The following is a 15,996-nucleotide window of genomic DNA, read 5'->3' on the forward strand; positions in this document are numbered from 1 at the left end:
CGTTGGACCCAGTGAACGCACTCAAGTCAGGAGGCCGCATGTCACGCTCGACAGTTGCACGTTCGACCCCGACCAAAGGTTTCGCCGAAGTCACCCCTCCGGGTACCCGGCCGGCGATGACCGAACAGGATCTCGACGCCCAGTCTCCAGCGGCGGATCTGGTCCGTGTCTATCTGAACGGAATCGGTCGCACCGCCCTTCTCAACGCGGAGCAGGAGGTCGAACTCGCCAAGCAGATCGAGGCCGGGCTCTACGCCAAACACGTTCTGGCCACCAAGAAGCGGCTGTCCGCGGCCAAGAAGCGTGACCTCGCGGTCATCGTCCGTGAAGGCGAGGCCGCCCGGGCCCACCTGCTCGAGGCGAACCTCCGCCTGGTCGTGTCGCTGGCCAAGCGCTACACCGGCCGCGGCATGCCTCTCCTCGACCTGATCCAGGAGGGCAACCTCGGTCTGATCCGGGCGATGGAGAAGTTCGACTACGCCAAGGGCTTCAAGTTCTCGACCTACGCCACCTGGTGGATTCGTCAGGCGATCACCCGCGGAATGGCGGACCAGAGCCGCACGATCCGGCTCCCCGTCCATCTCGTGGAGCAGGTCAACAAACTGGCCCGCATCAAGCGCGAGCTGCACCAGCAGCTCGGCCGCGAAGCGACCGACGACGAGCTGGCCAACGAATCGGGCATCCCCGCGGAGAAGATCGCCGACCTGCTCGACCACAGCCGCGATCCGGTGAGCCTCGACATGCCGGTGGGCAGCGACGAGGAAGCTCCCCTGGGCGATTTCATCGAGGACGCCGAGGCCACCTCCGCCGAGAACGCCGTCATCGCCGGCCTGTTGCACTCCGACATCCGCGCCGTCCTGGCGACGCTGGACGAGCGTGAGCAGCAGGTCATCCGGATGCGCTACGGCCTCGACGACGGCCAGCCGCGCACCCTGGATCAGATCGGCCGCATGTTCGGGCTGTCGCGCGAGCGCGTGCGCCAGATCGAGCGCGAGGTCATGGGCAAGCTCCGCCACGGCGACCGTGCCGAGCGCCTGCGCGCCTACGCCAGCTGAGCGTCCCCGCACGCTCCGCCGCCTCCTTCACTGAGTCCACTCGGTCACCCGAGTCGCCTGGGTCCGGTGTCCCGCCTGTCGGGCACCGGGCCCACGCGTATCCGGGCATTGAGAACGGCCGCGCCGTCGACCGAGGCCAGGATCGGATCGCAGACCACCTCGCGGACCTCCGGGATGTCGTCGGTGAGCGTCGAGATGCGCAGCAGCAGATCGGCGAGCGCCTCCTTGTCGGCGGGCTCCTCCCCGCGGTAGCCCGACAGCAGCGGTGCCGAACGCGGCTCCTCGATCAGTTCCCGTGCATCGAGTTCGGACAGCGGGACGGCGCGGTAACCGTGGTCGCCCAGCAGGTCAAAGGTCCGCCCGGACAGACCGAACGACATCACCGAACCGAACGACGGATCGTCGCGCACCCGGATGACCGTACCGACGCCCTTCGGCGCCATCTTCTGCACGTGCAGCACGCGGTCGCCGGTGAGTTCGGTCAGTTCGGCGAACGCCGTCACCACCGTCGTCGCGTCGGGTAGGTCCAGGCGCGCGCCCTCGCGGTCGAGACGACCGCGCCACTTGTCCGACGTCGCCTTCACCGCCACCGGCAGCCCGAGTTCACGGGCCGCCGCGGATGCCTCGTGCATCGTGGTCACCTCGCGGAACGGGACCACGTCGATCCCGTACCAGCGCAACAGCTTCGCCGACTCCACATGCCCCAGCAACCGCTCGGCGGGACGACCGGTCGCACCGTCGCCGACCATCGCCTCGCGCACGAACATCCGCGCGGCCTCGGGATCGGTGCCGTCGGGACGGTGGACCACCGATTCCGGCCGCAGGCGCCACCGGGCGTACTGCCACGCCCTCGCCAGTGAGGCGGCCGCGCGCTCGGGCGAGCCGTACGACGGAATCGACCCCTTGGTCGGCATGCCGTTCGGGCCGGGCCGAGTCAACCCCGGCGGGATGCCGTCGACGGCTAGGAAGGTCGTGACGATCGGCTTGTCGGCGTCGGCGTCGGGGGTGTTGGCCGCCGCCATGAGCGCCCGGGCGTGCCAGTCGGCGCCGACCGCGACCGGCGGCACGAACACGACGATGATCCCGTCCACGCCCGGGTCGGCCATGGCCGCCGAGACCGTCGACTCGAACTCCTCCTCCGAGGCGCCGGCACCGAGATCGACGGTGTCGACGACCTCGAGGCCGCCGTTGCGCGCGGTGTCCGCCGCCAGGCTGCCCAGCACCGACGAATTGCCGATGATGCGGACGCGCGGGCCGCGCGGCAGCGGCTGATAGGCGAACACGGCCGCGCAGTCGAACAACTCGGGGATCGTGTCCACCTGGATGACGCCGGCCTGTTCGAGCATCATGCGGGCGATCTGGTCGTCGAGGGTGGCCGCCGAGCGCGCCGCCCGGACCGGCGTCATCGCACCCCGGCCGGATTTTACCGCGATGATCGGCTTCGAGCGTGAGACCCGCCGCGAGATCCGGGAGAACTTGCGCGGGTTACCGAAGCTCTCCAGGTAGAGCAGGATGACGTCGGTGGTGGCGTCGGTGTCCCAGTACTGCAGGAGGTCGTTGCCGGACACGTCCGCGCGGTTGCCGGCCGAGGCGAACGTCGACAGGCCGATCTGGCGACGGGCCGCGGTGTCGAGGATCGCGATGCCCAGGGCGCCCGACTGACAGAAGAACCCGACCCGGCCGGCGGCCGGGATGCGCGGCGCCAGGGTCGCGTTGAGCGCGACCGCCGGGTCGTTGTTCGCAACGCCCAGCGCGTTCGGCCCGACCAGTCGCATCCCGTGCTCGCGGACCTGGGCGACCAGGCGGCGCTCGTTCTCGAGGCCCTCCTCCTCGCCGGACTCGCCGAAGCCCGACGACACCACGACGAGCGTGCGCACACCCTTGACCAGGCAGTCGTCGAGCACGTCGTCGACGCGCGCGGCCGGCACCGCGACCACCGCGAGGTCGACGGGGTCGGGGATGTCGCGGACGGTCTCGTAGGCCCGGATCCCCCGCACCGACGGCGGTCGTTCCCGGGTGCGACGACGCGCCGGCGTCGGTTCGCGGCCGACACCGGGCCGTCCCGGCTCGGGCTCCTCCTCGACCCGGGCGGGGCCGTTGACCGGGAACACCGGCCCGGTGAATCCCCCGGCGATGATGTTGGCCAACAGGGCGTTTCCGACCTTGTTCGGGTCGGTCGAGGCCCCGATCACCGCGACCGAGGCGGGTCGCAGCAGATTGGCGACGCTGCGGGCCTCCGACGCGCGTTCACGGGCGTTGCGCACCGACAGCAGCGCCTCGGTGGGGTCGATGAGGAACTCAACGTGCACGGTCGAGCCGTCGAAGCTCCGTGCGAGTTGATACCCCGCGTCGCGGAACACCGCGACCATGTTCGGGTTCTCGCTGAGGACCTCGGCCTCGAAACGGGTGAAACCGTTCTCCGCCGCCGCACCGGCCAGGTGTTCGAGCAGGATGGGTCCGAGGCCGCGGCCCTGGTGTTCATCGGCGACGACGAACGCCACCTCGGCCGATTCGGGTTTGCCGTCGAAGCCGAGACCCTCGTAGATGCCGACCGCGATGATCTCGCCCCCGAGTTCGGCGACGATCGCGACACGCTGCTGGTGGTCGACGGTCGTCATCCGGGCCACCTCGCGCGGCGGCAGGGTCGGAGTCGGACCGAAGTACCGCATGTACCGGGTGCGCTCGGAGAGCTTGGAGTGGAAGGCCACGATGCGGTCGGCGTCGTCGGGCACGATCGGTCGCAGGTGCACGACGCCGCCATCGGAGGCCAGCACATCTGCGATCCAGTGCCGCGGATAATCCCACGGGCTACGCGGTTCCGGCTGATCGGCCATGGCGGGAGTGCCTGCGGGCGCGGTGGCGTCGGCGGTCGAGGTGTCGTCAGTCACGGGGGTCCTCCGGGTCGAGACCGTGAAGCGGGTAGACCGCGCGTCGGGTGGCGAGGATCGCGCGGTCGGTCTGGCGTTGGGCGTTGGCCGCGACACCGTCGGGTGGTTCCTGGCCGGCGTCGCCGGCCCACGGCTGGTAGTCGACGATGCCCCCGTCGCCCATGACCCGAACGGGCGGGGCGGCATAGTCGGAGTGCACCTGCTCGGAGATCTGTTCGGCTGTGGCACACCAGGATTCGTCGATGACCGACGATACATCGACCTCGCGACCGAGGGCGACGCCCAGCAGATGCGTCCAGCTGCGCGGCACCACGTTGACGACGCCGTAGCCACCGCCGCCGACCGCGATCCAGCGGCCCTCGCAGTACTTGTCGGCGAGGTCGCGCATGGCGATCATCGCCGCCCGCTGTCCGTCGACGGTCAGCGAGAGGTCGGTCAGCGGATCGGCGCGGTGGCTGTCGGCACCGCACTGGCTGACGATGATCTGCGGCCGGAACTCGGCGATCAGCGACGGCACCACGGCGTGGAAGGCGCGCAGCCACAACCGGTCCTCGGTGTTGGGCATGAGGGCCAGGTTGACCGCGCTTCCCGCCGCGTCGCCGTCCCCGACCTCGGTCGGCCATCCGGTGCCGGGCCACAGGGTCGCCGGGTGCTGGTGCAGCGAGACCGTCATCACCCGCGGGTCGGCGGAGAACTCGACCTGGACGCCGTCGCCGTGGTGGGCGTCGACGTCGATGTAGGCGATGCGGTCGAAACCGTGGTCGAGCAGATATCTGATCGCGATGGCGCAGTCGTTGTAGATGCAGAATCCGGCGGCGCGCGAGCGCATCGCATGATGCATGCCGCCGCCGATGTTGACCGCTCTCGTCGCCGCCCCGGAGACGACCGTCTGCGCCGCGGCCAGCGTGCCGCCGACGAGCAGGCGCGCGGCCTCGTGCATCCCGGTGAAGACCGGGTTGTCGGCGTCGCCGAGGCCGAACAACCGCTCGAGCAACGGCCCCGACAGCGACGCCGTCCCCGAACCGACCGCACGGACCGCGTCGATGTAGTCGCGGCTGTGGACGACGGTCAGGGCGTCGTCGTCGATGGCCTGCGGCGGGATCGTCTCGACGTCGTCGAGGACTCCGAGGCTCTGCGCGAGCTTCATCGTGAGGGCGAGTCGGACCGGGTTCATCGGGTGCGTGTGGGCCCATCGGTAGGACAGGAAGTCCTCGCTCCAGATGACGGCCGTCGTCATCGGGCGCTCGTAGTGTTGATCACGACCTCAGGCTAGTGGTACACATCGCGCAGCGGCCACGGATGTCGCGTCGGACACGAGTGCGCGCCACGTACCGCCGCCCCGGGACTCCCCGGTCGCGGTGAGATCGCGGTCACCACTCCCGAAGAGGGTAATCTTGGCGGGGACGAAAGGGATTGCGCACAGTGAACGACCTGGTTGACACCACCGAGATGTACTTGCGAACGATCTACGATCTCGAAGAAGAGGGCATCGTGCCGCTGCGGGCGCGGATCGCCGAGCGTCTGGACCAGTCCGGTCCCACCGTGTCGCAGACCGTTGCCCGCATGGAGCGCGACGGTCTCCTCCGGGTCGCCGGGGACCGGCACCTCGAACTGACCGACCGCGGACGCACGCTCGCCGTCGCGGTGATGCGCAAGCATCGCCTCGCCGAGCGCCTCCTGGTCGACGTCATCGGAATGCCCTGGGATCAGGTCCACGAGGAGGCCTGCCGCTGGGAGCACGTGATGAGCGAGAACGTCGAACGCCGCCTGCTCGCGGTCCTCGAATACCCGACGACCTCGCCCTACGGAAACCCCATCCCGGGACTGGAGTTGCTGGGCGTGGAGAGGCCGAGCTCCGACGACGGCGCCACCCGCCTCGCCGACCTCCCGCCGGGCGAGACGGTGCCGGTCATCGTGCGTCGCCTGTCCGAACACGCCCAGTCCGACACCGAACTGATCGGCGCGCTGCGCGAGGCGGGCGTGGTTCCCAACGCCCGTGTGACGGTGTCGAACACGGCCGGCACGATCACGATCGACACACCCGGTCACGACGGCCTCGAACTCTCGTCCGACATGGCGCACTCGCTGTTCGTCGAGAAGGTCGTCGAAAAGGTCTGACACAGCAAGGTCTGACACAGCAAGGTCTGCAGTGGTCACCCGGCGGTACGCAGTGTCGCCGCCGGGATGACGACGCCGAGGCGTTTCGCGGCGTCGTAGGACTTCTCGATGGTGCCCCACAGCCTGGCCGGGCGGACACCTGCCCGCAGGGCGGTGTCGAGCAGCGTGGCCAGGTGGTCGGTGTCCGTGCCCGCAAGCGCGACGTCGAGGGCGACACCGGTGTAGGCGCCGTCCCCGCCGATGTAGTGCAGGTGTGCGAGAAGTGTTGCGGCGGTGGACCTTCCGCGTCCGGTCAGACGGCGGGTGAGTTCTCGCCAGAGGTGTTCGGCGGCTCCCCGGAGTTCGGTGACGGCCAGGGCGAGCGCGGCGTCGCGGACGTCGGGGCGCAGGATCGCCCGTTCCAGTCGGTCCAGTTCGCCACAATCCAGGGGTTGTTCCGCTTCGATCATCGCGCTGATGACCAGGTCGAGTGCCCGTGTCGAGGCCTCGACGTCCTCTTCCTCGGGTTCGAACAAATCGAGATCGCTCTGATCCAGATCGATGCCGCGGCACGCCCGACAGTCCGGCAGCGGACGTCCCGGACCGCATTCGCCGTCGAGCGGTTCGAGCATCGTCCGCATCTCCGAGCGCCGGGCAAGAATCCGTCGCCCCGAACGCACCGCCTCCGCGACCGCGGTCGGACTCGTGTGCGGATCGTCGAGTTGTCCGGCCGACCCCGCGGACACGTCGACCGACCAGGCCCGGTCCTCCGGACACCAGATGGTCGACCAGTGCACGCCGGCATCGAAGCCCGGCACCACGAACCCGGCTGCGACACCACCGACATCGCCGAAGTACCGGTCGCTCATCGCGAGGATCCGCCGATAACGACGGTCGTCCGCCGGGTAGCGGTCATCGGCGATCACGACCAGGATCTCCTCGATGCCGTAGGTGGACGTGATCTCACCAAGTCCGGCGAGGACGACGACCAGTTCGCGCGTGGGGCTGCCGTCGGGCGCGAGGGCGAGGTCGTGCCGCATGGTCGCGTTCACCGTGCGGTCGCCGGCGACGGCGATCGCGATGATCGACCGCTCGGGGACGAACCCCAGTCGAGCGGGGATCGAGGTGAGCAGCGTCGTCGGGTCGTGGGGGCCATGCGGTGGCGGTTCGAGGATCTGCATGGCGACAGCGTCACCCGTGGCCGAGCCGCTCGAACGGCGGTCGACACACGCTGTGGACAACCAGGAGAGGTCATCCACAGGGCGGTACTGGTCAGCCGAACGCGGCCGCGAGCGCCTTTCCGAACAGCGTGTCGAGCGCGGCGGACGCTTCGGGAGGTACGGGACCTGCTGCGGGCCAACGGTATTCGGTGTACACCCGGACGCCGTCCCGCTCGCCGAGCAGCGTGAGAGCGCTCGTGGTGGACGGGACACCGCCGCCGGTCACGATCGTGCGGCGGAGCGTCGCGGTGTCGACCCCGTCCGGCGCCGGCGGCGGGGGCAGCACCTCGGTGGTGATCGTCGAGGACGCCCCGAACGTGGTCGTGGTGGTCTCGGGGCAGCGCTCGGCCAACTCGACCACGTCGTCGAGCGGCGTCTCGACACCGGCCACGACCGAGGTGAGGGTGGCCCGCTCCCCCGGGCCGGGTCCCAGGAACGCGACCGCTCCGTCCGCGGGGACGGACGCGGGTGCACACTCCGGCGGCGACACCTCGGTGCCCGCCTGTCCGGGCATCGGCGCCCCGGTCACGTCGGCCAGGGCGTTCGCGACCGCCGACGTCGGGATGGGACTCGCGGCGCCGTTCGGGAAGTCCGCGGCCTCGACCGATCGCGCGGACAGGTCCGGACTCGACGGCTCCGGCTGCCCGCCGACGGAGCAGGCGGACAGCACGAGCGCCGCGGCGACGAGACCGGCCACCGTGCCGGGAACGAGGCGGCCGGGCAGGGACAGGCGCAGTCGGGGCGCATGCGGCTCGATCACAACGGTCTACTGTGCCACCGGCGTCTCCGCCAGGTGTCGAGGACACACCCCTGGGGAACAACAAAACAGGAACACCAACGGGGGGAATCACCGGTGTGTCGCGGTGGTTGCACCGAGGCGAGTGGCCACCGCCGGGTGCGGTGCGAGACAATGGACGTTCAGCTGTCTCTTCCGGGACAGCTGCCAGCAGAAGGAGGGACGACGTGGACGAGCAGCCCGCGCGCAACGACGCGCTGTATGAACTCGCCTTTCCCGCTCCGCAGGTGACCCGGCCCGACGGCACGGGTCCGGTACTGATCCACGCGCTGGAGGGCTTCGCCGACGCCGGGCACGCGGTGGCGCTGGCCGCGACGCACCTCCGCGACAGCCTCGAGTCCGAGTTGGTCGCGACCTTCTCCTCCGACGAGCTGATGGATTACCGGTCACGCCGGCCGACCATCTCGTTCAGCGGCGAGACCTTCACCGACGTCGAGATGCCGACGCTGGCGCTGCACGCGATCCGCGACAACTCGGGCAAGGGTTTTCTCCTGCTCGCCGGTTCCGAACCCGACCTCCGTTGGGAGCAGTTCGTCGACGCGGTCCGACGCCTGAGCGACGGACTCGGCGTCACCGATGTCATCGGCCTCAACGCGATTCCGATGGCCGTGCCGCACACCCGACCGCCGTCGATCACGGCGCACGGCAGTGATCCCGACGCCCTCGGTGACCTGCCCCGGTGGGGATCGGCGATGAAGCTGCCCGCCAGCGCGTCGATGCTCCTCGAGTTGCGGATGGGCGAACACGACTACCGGGCGTCGGGCCTGTCGGTACATGTCCCGCACTATCTCGCGCAGACAAACTACCCGGCGGCGTCCGCACGCCTGCTGGCGGCGGTCGCCGAGCTCGCCGGTCTCGACCTCCCCCTCGCCGCTCTCGACAGCGCCGCCGAGAAGGTACGCGCACAGGTGAACAACGAGGTCGAGGGCAACTCGGAGATCGAGTCCGTGGTGGCTGCGCTGGAGACCCAGTACGACACGTTCACCCAGGCCGCGCAGGAACGCTCGTCGCTGCTCGCCGCCGAGGAATCGCTGCCCAGCGGTGACGAACTCGGCGCCGAACTCGAACGGTTCCTGGCCGAGCAGACCGGCGACGGCGAGGCCGGCCCCGGGGACGAGGGTCCGCAATCACCGATCTGATCCCGGACACCGCACCGATACCCGCGCCGCACGTCCTGGTCCCCACCGACGACGAGGACACCGCACTCGAGCGGTACACCGAGTGGTGGACGGGACGCGGCCTCGACCTCTACCCGCATCAGGAGGAGTCGCTTCTCGAGCTCCTCGCCGGCAGCCACGTGATCCTGGCGACGCCGACCGGCTCGGGCAAATCACTCGTCGCGGCGGGCGCGCTGTACTTCGCGCGCTGCCGCGGCGAGCGTGCGTTCTACACCGCACCCATCAAGGCGCTCGTCAGCGAGAAGTTCTTCGAGCTGTGCGCCATGTTCGGCGCCGACCAGGTCGGACTGCTGACCGGCGACGCCGCGGTCAACGCCGACGCGCCCATCGTGTGTGCGACCGCCGAGATCGTCGCCAACCTCGCCCTCGCCGCCGGCGGTGCGAGCGACATCGGCACCCTCGTCGCCGACGAGTTCCACTACTACGGTGAACCCGACCGCGGTTGGGCCTGGCAGGTCCCGCTCATCGAATTGCCGTCGACGCAGTTCCTGCTGATGTCGGCGACGCTGGGCGACGTGTCGTTCTTCGTCGACGACCTGACCCGGCGCACCGGACGCGAGACGGTCGAGATCACCGGCGCCGAGCGTCCGGTCCCCCTGGACCACGCCTACGCGATGACCCCGATCCACGAGACGATCGAGGAGCTCGTCGACCGGGGACGGGCGCCGATCTACGTGGTGCACTTCACCCAGGCCGCCGCGGTGGAGCGCGCGCAGGCGCTGCTCAGCGTCCGGATCTGCGACAAAGCGGAGAAGGCGGCGATCGCCGAGGCGATCGGTGACTTCCGGTTCTCCACCGGCTTCGGCAACACACTGTCCAAATTGCTGCGCGCCGGTATCGGCGTCCACCACGCCGGAATGCTCCCCCGCTACCGCCGTCTGGTCGAACGTCTTGCGCAGCAAGGGCTGCTGAAGGTGATCGCCGGCACCGACACTCTCGGCGTCGGCATCAACGTGCCGATCCGCACGGTCCTGTTCGCGGCCCTGAGCAAATACGACGGACGGCGGGTCCGTCGCCTGCGGGCACGCGAGTTCCATCAGATCGCCGGCCGGGCCGGGCGAGCCGGTTTCGACACGATCGGCTACGTCGTCGCGCAGGCCCCCGACCACGACGTGGAGAACGCCCGTGCCGTGGCCAAGGCCGGCGACGATCCCAAGAAGCTCCGAAAGCTGGTGCGCAAGAAGCCACCCGAGGGTTTCGTCTCGTGGGGGGAGAAGACCTTCCTCCAGCTCGTCGATGCGCCCGACGAGCCCCTGCGCAGCCACTTCCAGATGACGACGGCCATGCTCCTCGAGGTACTCGGCCGACCGGGCGACTGTTTCGCCGCGGTCCGCCACCTTCTCGAGGACAATCACGAACCGCGCGACCGCCAGCTGCGCACCATCAAGCACACGATCGAGCTCTACCGGGGGCTCCGGGACGCGGGCATCGTCGTGCAACTCGCCGAACCCGACGACACCGGCCGGCACATCGCCCTGAGCGTGGACATGCCGGAGAACTTCGCGTTGACCAACCCGCTGTCCGCCTTCGCGCTGGCGACGTTCGAGATCCTCGACCCCGAGTCGTCTACTCACGCACTCGATGTGGTCTCCATCCTCGAATCGACCCTGGAGAACCCGCGACCCCTGCTGCTGGCCCAGCGCAAGGTCGCGCGCGACGCCGCGATCGCGGAGATGAAGGCCGACGGCATCGAGTACGAGGAGCGGATGTCGCGCCTGGAGGAGATCACCTGGCCGCAGCCGCTGGCCGAGGAGATCTACGCCGCGTTCGACATCTATCGTCGCGGGCACCCGTGGGTGTCGTCGTTCCCGCCGGCGCCGAAGTCGGTGCTCCGCGAGATGCTGGAGAAGGCCATGACCTTCACCGAGCTGATCTCCGCGTACGGGCTGGCGCGCAGCGAGGGCGTGCTGCTGCGCTATCTGTCGGACTGCTATCGCGTTCTCCGGCAGGGCGTTCCGACGAGCGTCGTGACCCCCGAGATCGAGCGGATCGTCGAGGAGCTGGGCACCATGGTCCGCGAGGTCGACTCGAGTCTCGTCGACGAGTGGGAGGCTCTCGCCGCACAGGCGGCCGCGGCCGAGATGGCCGGCGGCACGGCCTAGAGCGCGGTCACGGCACCGGTCGCGCCGACGAGATCGCCGATGAGAGAGCCCAGTTCGCGGTAGGCCTCGTCGTGGCGCGCGGACGCCCGGAAGACCAGGCCGATCCGCCGCCCCGGCCGCGGGGCCGCGAAGGTCGCGGTGGCCAGATCACCCGACGCCGTCTCGGAGGCCACCGCCGTCTGCGGGATGAGCGTCACGCCGAGTCCGCCGACGACGCAGTGCACCGCGGTGGTCAGCGACGCGGCCCGGGTCTGACCCAGATCGGGCCGGACGCCCGCGAGCCGGCACACCTCGAGCGCCTGATCGCGCAGACAGTGCCCCTCGTCGAGGAGGAGGAGCGGCAGGTCGGCGAGCGCCGTGGGATCGACGCGGCGGCGTCCGGCCAACGCATGACCGGACGGGAGTGCGAGAACGAAATCCTCCCGATAGATGGGAACTTCGACGATGCCGGGCATGTCGACGGGGAGAGCGAGCAGCGCGACGTCGAGCGTGCCGGTGCGCAGTTGTTCGATGAGGCGGGCGGTCTGCTCCTCCACCACTCGGGGTACGAGGTCCGGGAGCCGTTGCCCGAGTCCGCGCAGCAGCGTCGGCAGGACGTAGGGCGCCACCGTGGGGATGACCCCCAGCCGCAGTGGCCCGCTGAGCGGTCGGCCCGTTCCGGCGGCCGCCGAGGTGAACTCGTCCATGGCCTCGGTCACCGCGATCGCTCGCGGGAGGAGTTCGTCACCCTCGGCGGTCAACAGGACACGGCGCGTGGTGCGTTCGACGAGGGTCACACCGAGACCGGACTCCAGCGCCGACAACGCCTGCGACAGCGATGGCTGACTGACACCGAGATCGGCTGCCGCAGTGCCGAAGTGGCGTCGATGCGCGAGTGCGACGAAGGCACGCAACCCGGCCACGGTCGGCTGATAAGTTCTATCGGACATGCTTATCAGTGTAGTGCTAGTAATCACGTTTCGTTTTCGACCGGAATCCGGCACGATGGTACCCGTACGTCGCGAAACTCATTCGCGCGCAAATTTCGTACATTCACCAGCTGAAGGAGCGATACATGGCCCTGCTCACCATCGGTGACCAGTTCCCTGCCTACAACCTCACCGCCGTCATCGGTGGCGACCTCAGCAAGGTCAATGCCCAGCAGCCCGACGACTACTTCACCACCGTGTCGTCCGACGATCACCCCGGTCAGTGGCGCGTCGTGTTCTTCTGGCCGAAGGACTTCACCTTCGTGTGCCCGACCGAGATCGCCGCGTTCGGCAAGCTGAACGACGAGTTCGCCGACCGCGACACCCAGGTGCTCGGCGCCTCGGTGGACAACGAGTTCGTCCACTTCCAGTGGCGCGCACAGCACGAGGACCTCAAGACCCTCCCGTTCCCGATGCTGAGCGACCTCAAGCGCGAACTCGCCACCGCCGCAGGCGTTCTCAATGCCGACGGCGTCGCTGACCGCGCCACCTTCATCATCGACCCGAACAACGAGATCCAGTTCGTGTCGGTCACCGCGGGCTCCGTGGGCCGCAACGTCGACGAGGTCCTGCGCGTCCTCGACGCACTGCAGTCCGACGAACTGTGCGCCTGCAACTGGAAGAAGGGTGACCCGACGATCGACGCCGGCGAGCTCATGACGGCCGGCGTCTGAGAGGAGAACAGATGAGCATCGACAACCTGAAGGAAGCACTTCCCGAGTACGCCAAAGACCTCAAGCTCAACCTCGGTTCGATCAGCCGCACCACCGCGCTGACCGAGGAGCAGCTCTGGGGAACCCTGCTGTCGACCGCTGCCGCCACGCGAAACGCCAAGGTGCTCAGCGAGATCGCCGACGAGGCCGCCGACACGCTGTCCGCCGAGGCCTACAACGCCGCGCTCGGCGCCGCGTCGATCATGGGGATGAACAACGTGTTCTACCGGGGTCGCGGCTTCCTCGACGGCAAGTACGACGACCTGCGTCCGGGCCTGCGGATGAACATCATCGGCAACCCCGGCGTCGACAAGGCCGTTTTCGAGCTGTGGTCGTTCGCGGTGTCCTCGATCAATGGCTGCGGTCATTGCGTCGCCGCGCACGAGAACACCCTGCGCGAGGCCGGCGTCGACCGTGAGGCGATCCTCGAGGCGCTCAAGGTCGCGTCGATCGTCAGCGGTGTCGCCCAGGCGATCGCGACCACCGAGGTGCTCGCCAACGCCTGATCCGTCGCATGTGAGACGACGACGGGGCCCGGCTGCGCTACGCAGCCGGGCCCTGACGTTTTCAGGCGCGCTGGACCGCCTGTCCGGCACGGAACAGATCGACGACTCGGGACCACCCGTCGGCGCCGTACCCCTCGGCCACCGCACTCGTGGCGAGGTCGTGTAGCAGGCGTGGCAGCCGGGCATCGAGCCCGGCCTCCTCGGTGGAGTCGACGATGTGCCCCAATGCCGCCGCCTTCATGGCGATGTTGTCCTCGGTTCCCGGGTACTCTCCTGCGTCGACGTCGGCCGCGAGTCCTCGGAAGGTCTCCGGCAGGATGTCGAGCATCTCGGTCGCCATCGGGACGAAACCCGACGCGGTGTGACCGGCGGAGGTGACCAGCGCGGCCGCACGCAGGAAGGCGGTCATCCCGCTGAAGAAGATCTCCAGCATGCCGGTGTCGAGCACGGAGGCATCTCCGGGATCGGCCCCGACGAACACCGATCTCGGTGCGAGAACCTCCAACTGGCGCCGATGCCGCTCGAGAAGGTCCTCCCGTCCGCTGTAGAGGACGAGAGCTCCCGGTGTCCCGATCACCGGAGTCGGAACCATGATGGCGCCGATCAGGACGTCGATACCGCGCTCATCCGCCCACCACTGGGTCGTGCGGGCTTCGTCCGGTGTCGACGAGGCGAGGACCACCACGAGTCGCCCGCGGAACGCCTCGGCCGGAATCGATCCGAGCACCTCGCGGGTGGTCTCCTGATCACGCAGACACGTGATGATCAGGCGGGCGTCGACCACCGCCGACGCGACGTCCTCGGCCACCGTTGCCCCACCCGCGGCCACCTTGTCCGCCGCCGATCGGGTGCGAGTCCACACCGTCGTCGCGACATCAGCGGCCAGAAATGCCTGTGCGAGTGCGGACCCCATCGGTCCGAGACCGATCACCGTCACCGCGGCGTGGGACGGCATCGTGCATCGTGAGGTCTACCAGGAGGTACCGCCCCGGGTGGTCTACAGCCTGACGCCCAAGGGCGCGGCGCGCGACCGGGCACTCGCACCCCTGGGCGACTGGGGTGAGGAACACATGCAGACCATCACGGCGGCCCGGCGATGACCTCCGGATCGTCGGGATGACCACGACAAGGCGTGGCCTGCGGCGTCAGCTCAGCGCTGCGCGCATCCGGTCGGCGAGTTCGCCGACCTCGGCCGTCGTCATCACGAACGCGGGCGAGATCTGCAGCGCCCCTTGACCTGCGGCCCGGGTGCTCACCCCGTGTTCGCGCAGCTTGACCACCGCGGCCGGCGCCGTCGCTGGGTCGGCCAGCTGTACCGCGGTGACCGCGCCGAGTCCGGTCCGGACCTCGGCGACCGTGTCGAGGTCGGCGAGCGGCGACAGCGCGGCGGCGAGGTCGCCCTCGAGCCGTGTCGCCTCGGCGAGCAGGTTCTCTCGCCGGATGATCTCAAGGTTCGCGAGGGCCGCCGCCGCCGCGCCCGCGTGGCCGCCGTAGGTGTACCCGTGCCGCCACCAGACGCCACCGGCGAAGAACGGCTCGGCGATCCGCGGTGCGATGAACACCGCGCCCATCGGGACATACCCCGAGGTGAGCCCCTTGGCAGTGGTGATCATGTCCGGTTCGAGGCCGAATCGTGCGGAGGCGAACCAGGATTCGCCGCCGATGCGGCCGAAGCCGGTGACGACCTCGTCGACGACGAAGAGGATGTCGTGGTCGCGGCAGATGTCCCGCACCTCGGCGAGGTAGCCCTCCGGCGGGAGATAGATGCCGCCGGCCCCGATGATGGGCTCGCAGAAGAACGCGGCGATGTTGTCGGCGCCCACGCGCTCGATGAGACCGAGCAGGCTCTTCGCGTCGTCCCAGTCGACGTTCTGGACGTCGTGCATGAGTTCGCCGTAGCCGTCGTGGTTGAGCGGGATGCCCGCCAGCGAGGTACCCGCGGCATGCATCCCGTGATAGGCCTTGGTGCGGCTGACGACGACCCGCTTGGATTCGCGGCCCTGCTCCACCCAGTAGCGGCGGGCGAGTTTGACCGCGGTGTCGATGGAGTCGCTGCCGCCGGAGGTGAAGAAGATCTTCGATCCGGGTACCGGCGCGATGGCGCCGAGCTCCTCGGCGAGCTGCAGGGTGACGTCGCTCGCGAAGTCACCGAAGTTGGAGTAGTGCGCGAGGGTGCCGAGCTGGCGCGCGACGGCATCGGCGATCTCGGTCCGGCCGTGCCCGACGTTGGTGAACCACAGTCCGGCGGTCGCATCCAGGTAGGAGTTGCCGTCGCGGTCGAAGATCCGCGCACCCTCTCCCCTGGTCACGACGAACGGCCCGCTCGCGGTCACCGCACCCATGTCGGCGAAACCGTGCCACAACGCTCCAGTACCCGTGCTCGAACCATCAGCCATGGCCCCATGATGCCGGTCCACGTGGCCCACGCGGCCACTGGGGTAACCGGCATCGACGCCTCCCCATATCCTGGAGT

14 protein-coding genes are annotated in these 15,996 nt (G+C 69.3%); 7 read left to right on the top strand and 7 right to left on the bottom strand.

Features of this window, described 5'->3' with window-relative positions; translation table 11 throughout:
• The first annotated feature begins 116 nt into the window (after positions 1-116).
• Complete coding sequence (locus tag ACFUEJ_RS07665; RefSeq protein ID WP_175401036.1) at positions 117-1,055, top strand: sigma-70 family RNA polymerase sigma factor; 939 nt, start codon at positions 117-119, stop codon at positions 1,053-1,055.
• A gap of 44 nt (positions 1,056-1,099) precedes the next feature.
• Here the strand turns inward: ACFUEJ_RS07665 and ACFUEJ_RS07670 are convergent, their stop codons facing one another.
• Both ACFUEJ_RS07670 and ACFUEJ_RS07675 read right to left on the bottom strand, forming a co-directional pair.
• Positions 1,100-3,889, bottom strand: a complete 2,790-nt coding sequence (locus ACFUEJ_RS07670; protein ID WP_240199188.1) for a bifunctional GNAT family N-acetyltransferase/acetate--CoA ligase family protein — start codon at positions 3,887-3,889, stop codon at positions 1,100-1,102.
• A gap of 46 nt (positions 3,890-3,935) precedes the next feature.
• Positions 3,936-5,180, bottom strand: coding sequence for an acetoin utilization protein AcuC (locus tag ACFUEJ_RS07675; RefSeq protein ID WP_159370681.1), 1,245 nt, complete (start codon positions 5,178-5,180; stop codon positions 3,936-3,938).
• A gap of 185 nt (positions 5,181-5,365) precedes the next feature.
• Here ACFUEJ_RS07675 and ACFUEJ_RS07680 point away from each other — a divergent pair, with 185 nt between their 5' ends.
• Entirely contained in the window at positions 5,366-6,061 is a 696-nt protein-coding gene (locus ACFUEJ_RS07680; RefSeq protein WP_388028449.1) for an iron dependent repressor, metal binding and dimerization domain protein, read from the top strand.
• Positions 6,062-6,096: 35 nt separating this feature from the next.
• Here the strand turns inward: ACFUEJ_RS07680 and ACFUEJ_RS07685 are convergent, their stop codons facing one another.
• Together ACFUEJ_RS07685 and ACFUEJ_RS07690 are read right to left on the bottom strand one after the other, a co-directional pair.
• Positions 6,097-7,221, bottom strand: a complete 1,125-nt coding sequence (locus ACFUEJ_RS07685; protein ID WP_388028451.1) for a DUF4192 domain-containing protein — start codon at positions 7,219-7,221, stop codon at positions 6,097-6,099.
• Positions 7,222-7,312: 91 nt separating this feature from the next.
• Positions 7,313-8,020, bottom strand: a complete 708-nt coding sequence (locus ACFUEJ_RS07690; protein WP_388028453.1) for a hypothetical protein — start codon at positions 8,018-8,020, stop codon at positions 7,313-7,315.
• A 203-nt stretch (positions 8,021-8,223) separates the two neighbouring features.
• Here ACFUEJ_RS07690 and ACFUEJ_RS07695 point away from each other — a divergent pair, with 203 nt between their 5' ends.
• Both ACFUEJ_RS07695 and ACFUEJ_RS07700 read left to right on the top strand, forming a co-directional pair.
• Complete coding sequence (locus tag ACFUEJ_RS07695; RefSeq protein WP_388028455.1) at positions 8,224-9,195, top strand: PAC2 family protein; 972 nt, start codon at positions 8,224-8,226, stop codon at positions 9,193-9,195.
• Positions 9,196-9,212: 17 nt separating this feature from the next.
• Positions 9,213-11,336: a DEAD/DEAH box helicase gene (locus tag ACFUEJ_RS07700; protein ID WP_388028508.1), complete on the top strand. Its 2,124-nt coding sequence runs from the start codon at positions 9,213-9,215 to the stop codon at positions 11,334-11,336.
• On the opposite strand, the gene ACFUEJ_RS07705 is transcribed toward ACFUEJ_RS07700, so the two are convergent.
• Positions 11,333-12,265: a hydrogen peroxide-inducible genes activator gene (locus ACFUEJ_RS07705; RefSeq protein WP_175404260.1), complete on the bottom strand. Its 933-nt coding sequence runs from the start codon at positions 12,263-12,265 to the stop codon at positions 11,333-11,335. The two genes, ACFUEJ_RS07700 and ACFUEJ_RS07705, sit on opposite strands and share 4 nt — an antisense overlap.
• 125 nt (positions 12,266-12,390) lie before the next feature.
• Here ACFUEJ_RS07705 and ACFUEJ_RS07710 point away from each other — a divergent pair, with 125 nt between their 5' ends.
• Both ACFUEJ_RS07710 and ACFUEJ_RS07715 read left to right on the top strand, forming a co-directional pair.
• Entirely contained in the window at positions 12,391-12,978 is a 588-nt protein-coding gene (locus ACFUEJ_RS07710) for a peroxiredoxin (protein WP_058250204.1), read from the top strand.
• Positions 12,979-12,989: 11 nt separating this feature from the next.
• Complete coding sequence (locus ACFUEJ_RS07715) at positions 12,990-13,523, top strand: alkyl hydroperoxide reductase (RefSeq protein ID WP_058250203.1); 534 nt, start codon at positions 12,990-12,992, stop codon at positions 13,521-13,523.
• Between the two features lie 61 nt (positions 13,524-13,584).
• Here the strand turns inward: ACFUEJ_RS07715 and ACFUEJ_RS07720 are convergent, their stop codons facing one another.
• Positions 13,585-14,478 (bottom strand): NAD(P)-dependent oxidoreductase, encoded by an 894-nt coding sequence (locus tag ACFUEJ_RS07720; RefSeq protein ID WP_078112303.1) that lies wholly within the window; start codon positions 14,476-14,478, stop codon positions 13,585-13,587.
• A 1-nt stretch (position 14,479) separates the two neighbouring features.
• On the opposite strand from ACFUEJ_RS07720, the gene ACFUEJ_RS07725 reads away from it, so the two are divergent.
• Entirely contained in the window at positions 14,480-14,623 is a 144-nt protein-coding gene (locus ACFUEJ_RS07725) for a helix-turn-helix domain-containing protein (RefSeq protein WP_231742234.1), read from the top strand.
• 45 nt (positions 14,624-14,668) lie between these two features.
• Here ACFUEJ_RS07725 and ACFUEJ_RS07730 read toward each other — a convergent pair whose 3' ends face one another.
• Positions 14,669-15,919, bottom strand: coding sequence for an aspartate aminotransferase family protein (locus tag ACFUEJ_RS07730; RefSeq protein WP_388028460.1), 1,251 nt, complete (start codon positions 15,917-15,919; stop codon positions 14,669-14,671).
• Between the last annotated feature and the right edge of the window lie 77 nt (positions 15,920-15,996).

The sequence above is a fragment of the Gordonia sp. NPDC057258 genome (assembly GCF_042668985.1).
GTDB lineage: Bacteria > Actinomycetota > Actinomycetes > Mycobacteriales > Mycobacteriaceae > Gordonia > Gordonia hongkongensis.

Bases quoted from the DNA above. Each gene is read 5' to 3' on its own strand.
- ACFUEJ_RS07705 (WP_175404260.1), bottom strand. From the start codon at position 12,265: ATGTCCGATAGAACTTATCAGCCGACCGTGGCCGGGTTGCGTGCCTTC.
- ACFUEJ_RS07710 (WP_058250204.1), top strand. From the start codon at position 12,391: ATGGCCCTGCTCACCATCGGTGACCAGTTCCCTGCCTACAACCTCACC.
- ACFUEJ_RS07715 (WP_058250203.1), top strand. From the start codon at position 12,990: ATGAGCATCGACAACCTGAAGGAAGCACTTCCCGAGTACGCCAAAGAC.
- ACFUEJ_RS07685 (WP_388028451.1), bottom strand. From the start codon at position 7,221: ATGCAGATCCTCGAACCGCCACCGCATGGCCCCCACGACCCGACGACG.
- ACFUEJ_RS07665 (WP_175401036.1), top strand. From the start codon at position 117: ATGACCGAACAGGATCTCGACGCCCAGTCTCCAGCGGCGGATCTGGTC.
- ACFUEJ_RS07730 (WP_388028460.1), bottom strand. From the start codon at position 15,919: ATGGCTGATGGTTCGAGCACGGGTACTGGAGCGTTGTGGCACGGTTTC.
- ACFUEJ_RS07670 (WP_240199188.1), bottom strand. From the start codon at position 3,889: ATGGCCGATCAGCCGGAACCGCGTAGCCCGTGGGATTATCCGCGGCAC.
- ACFUEJ_RS07720 (WP_078112303.1), bottom strand. From the start codon at position 14,478: ATGCCGTCCCACGCCGCGGTGACGGTGATCGGTCTCGGACCGATGGGG.
- ACFUEJ_RS07675 (WP_159370681.1), bottom strand. From the start codon at position 5,180: ATGACGACGGCCGTCATCTGGAGCGAGGACTTCCTGTCCTACCGATGG.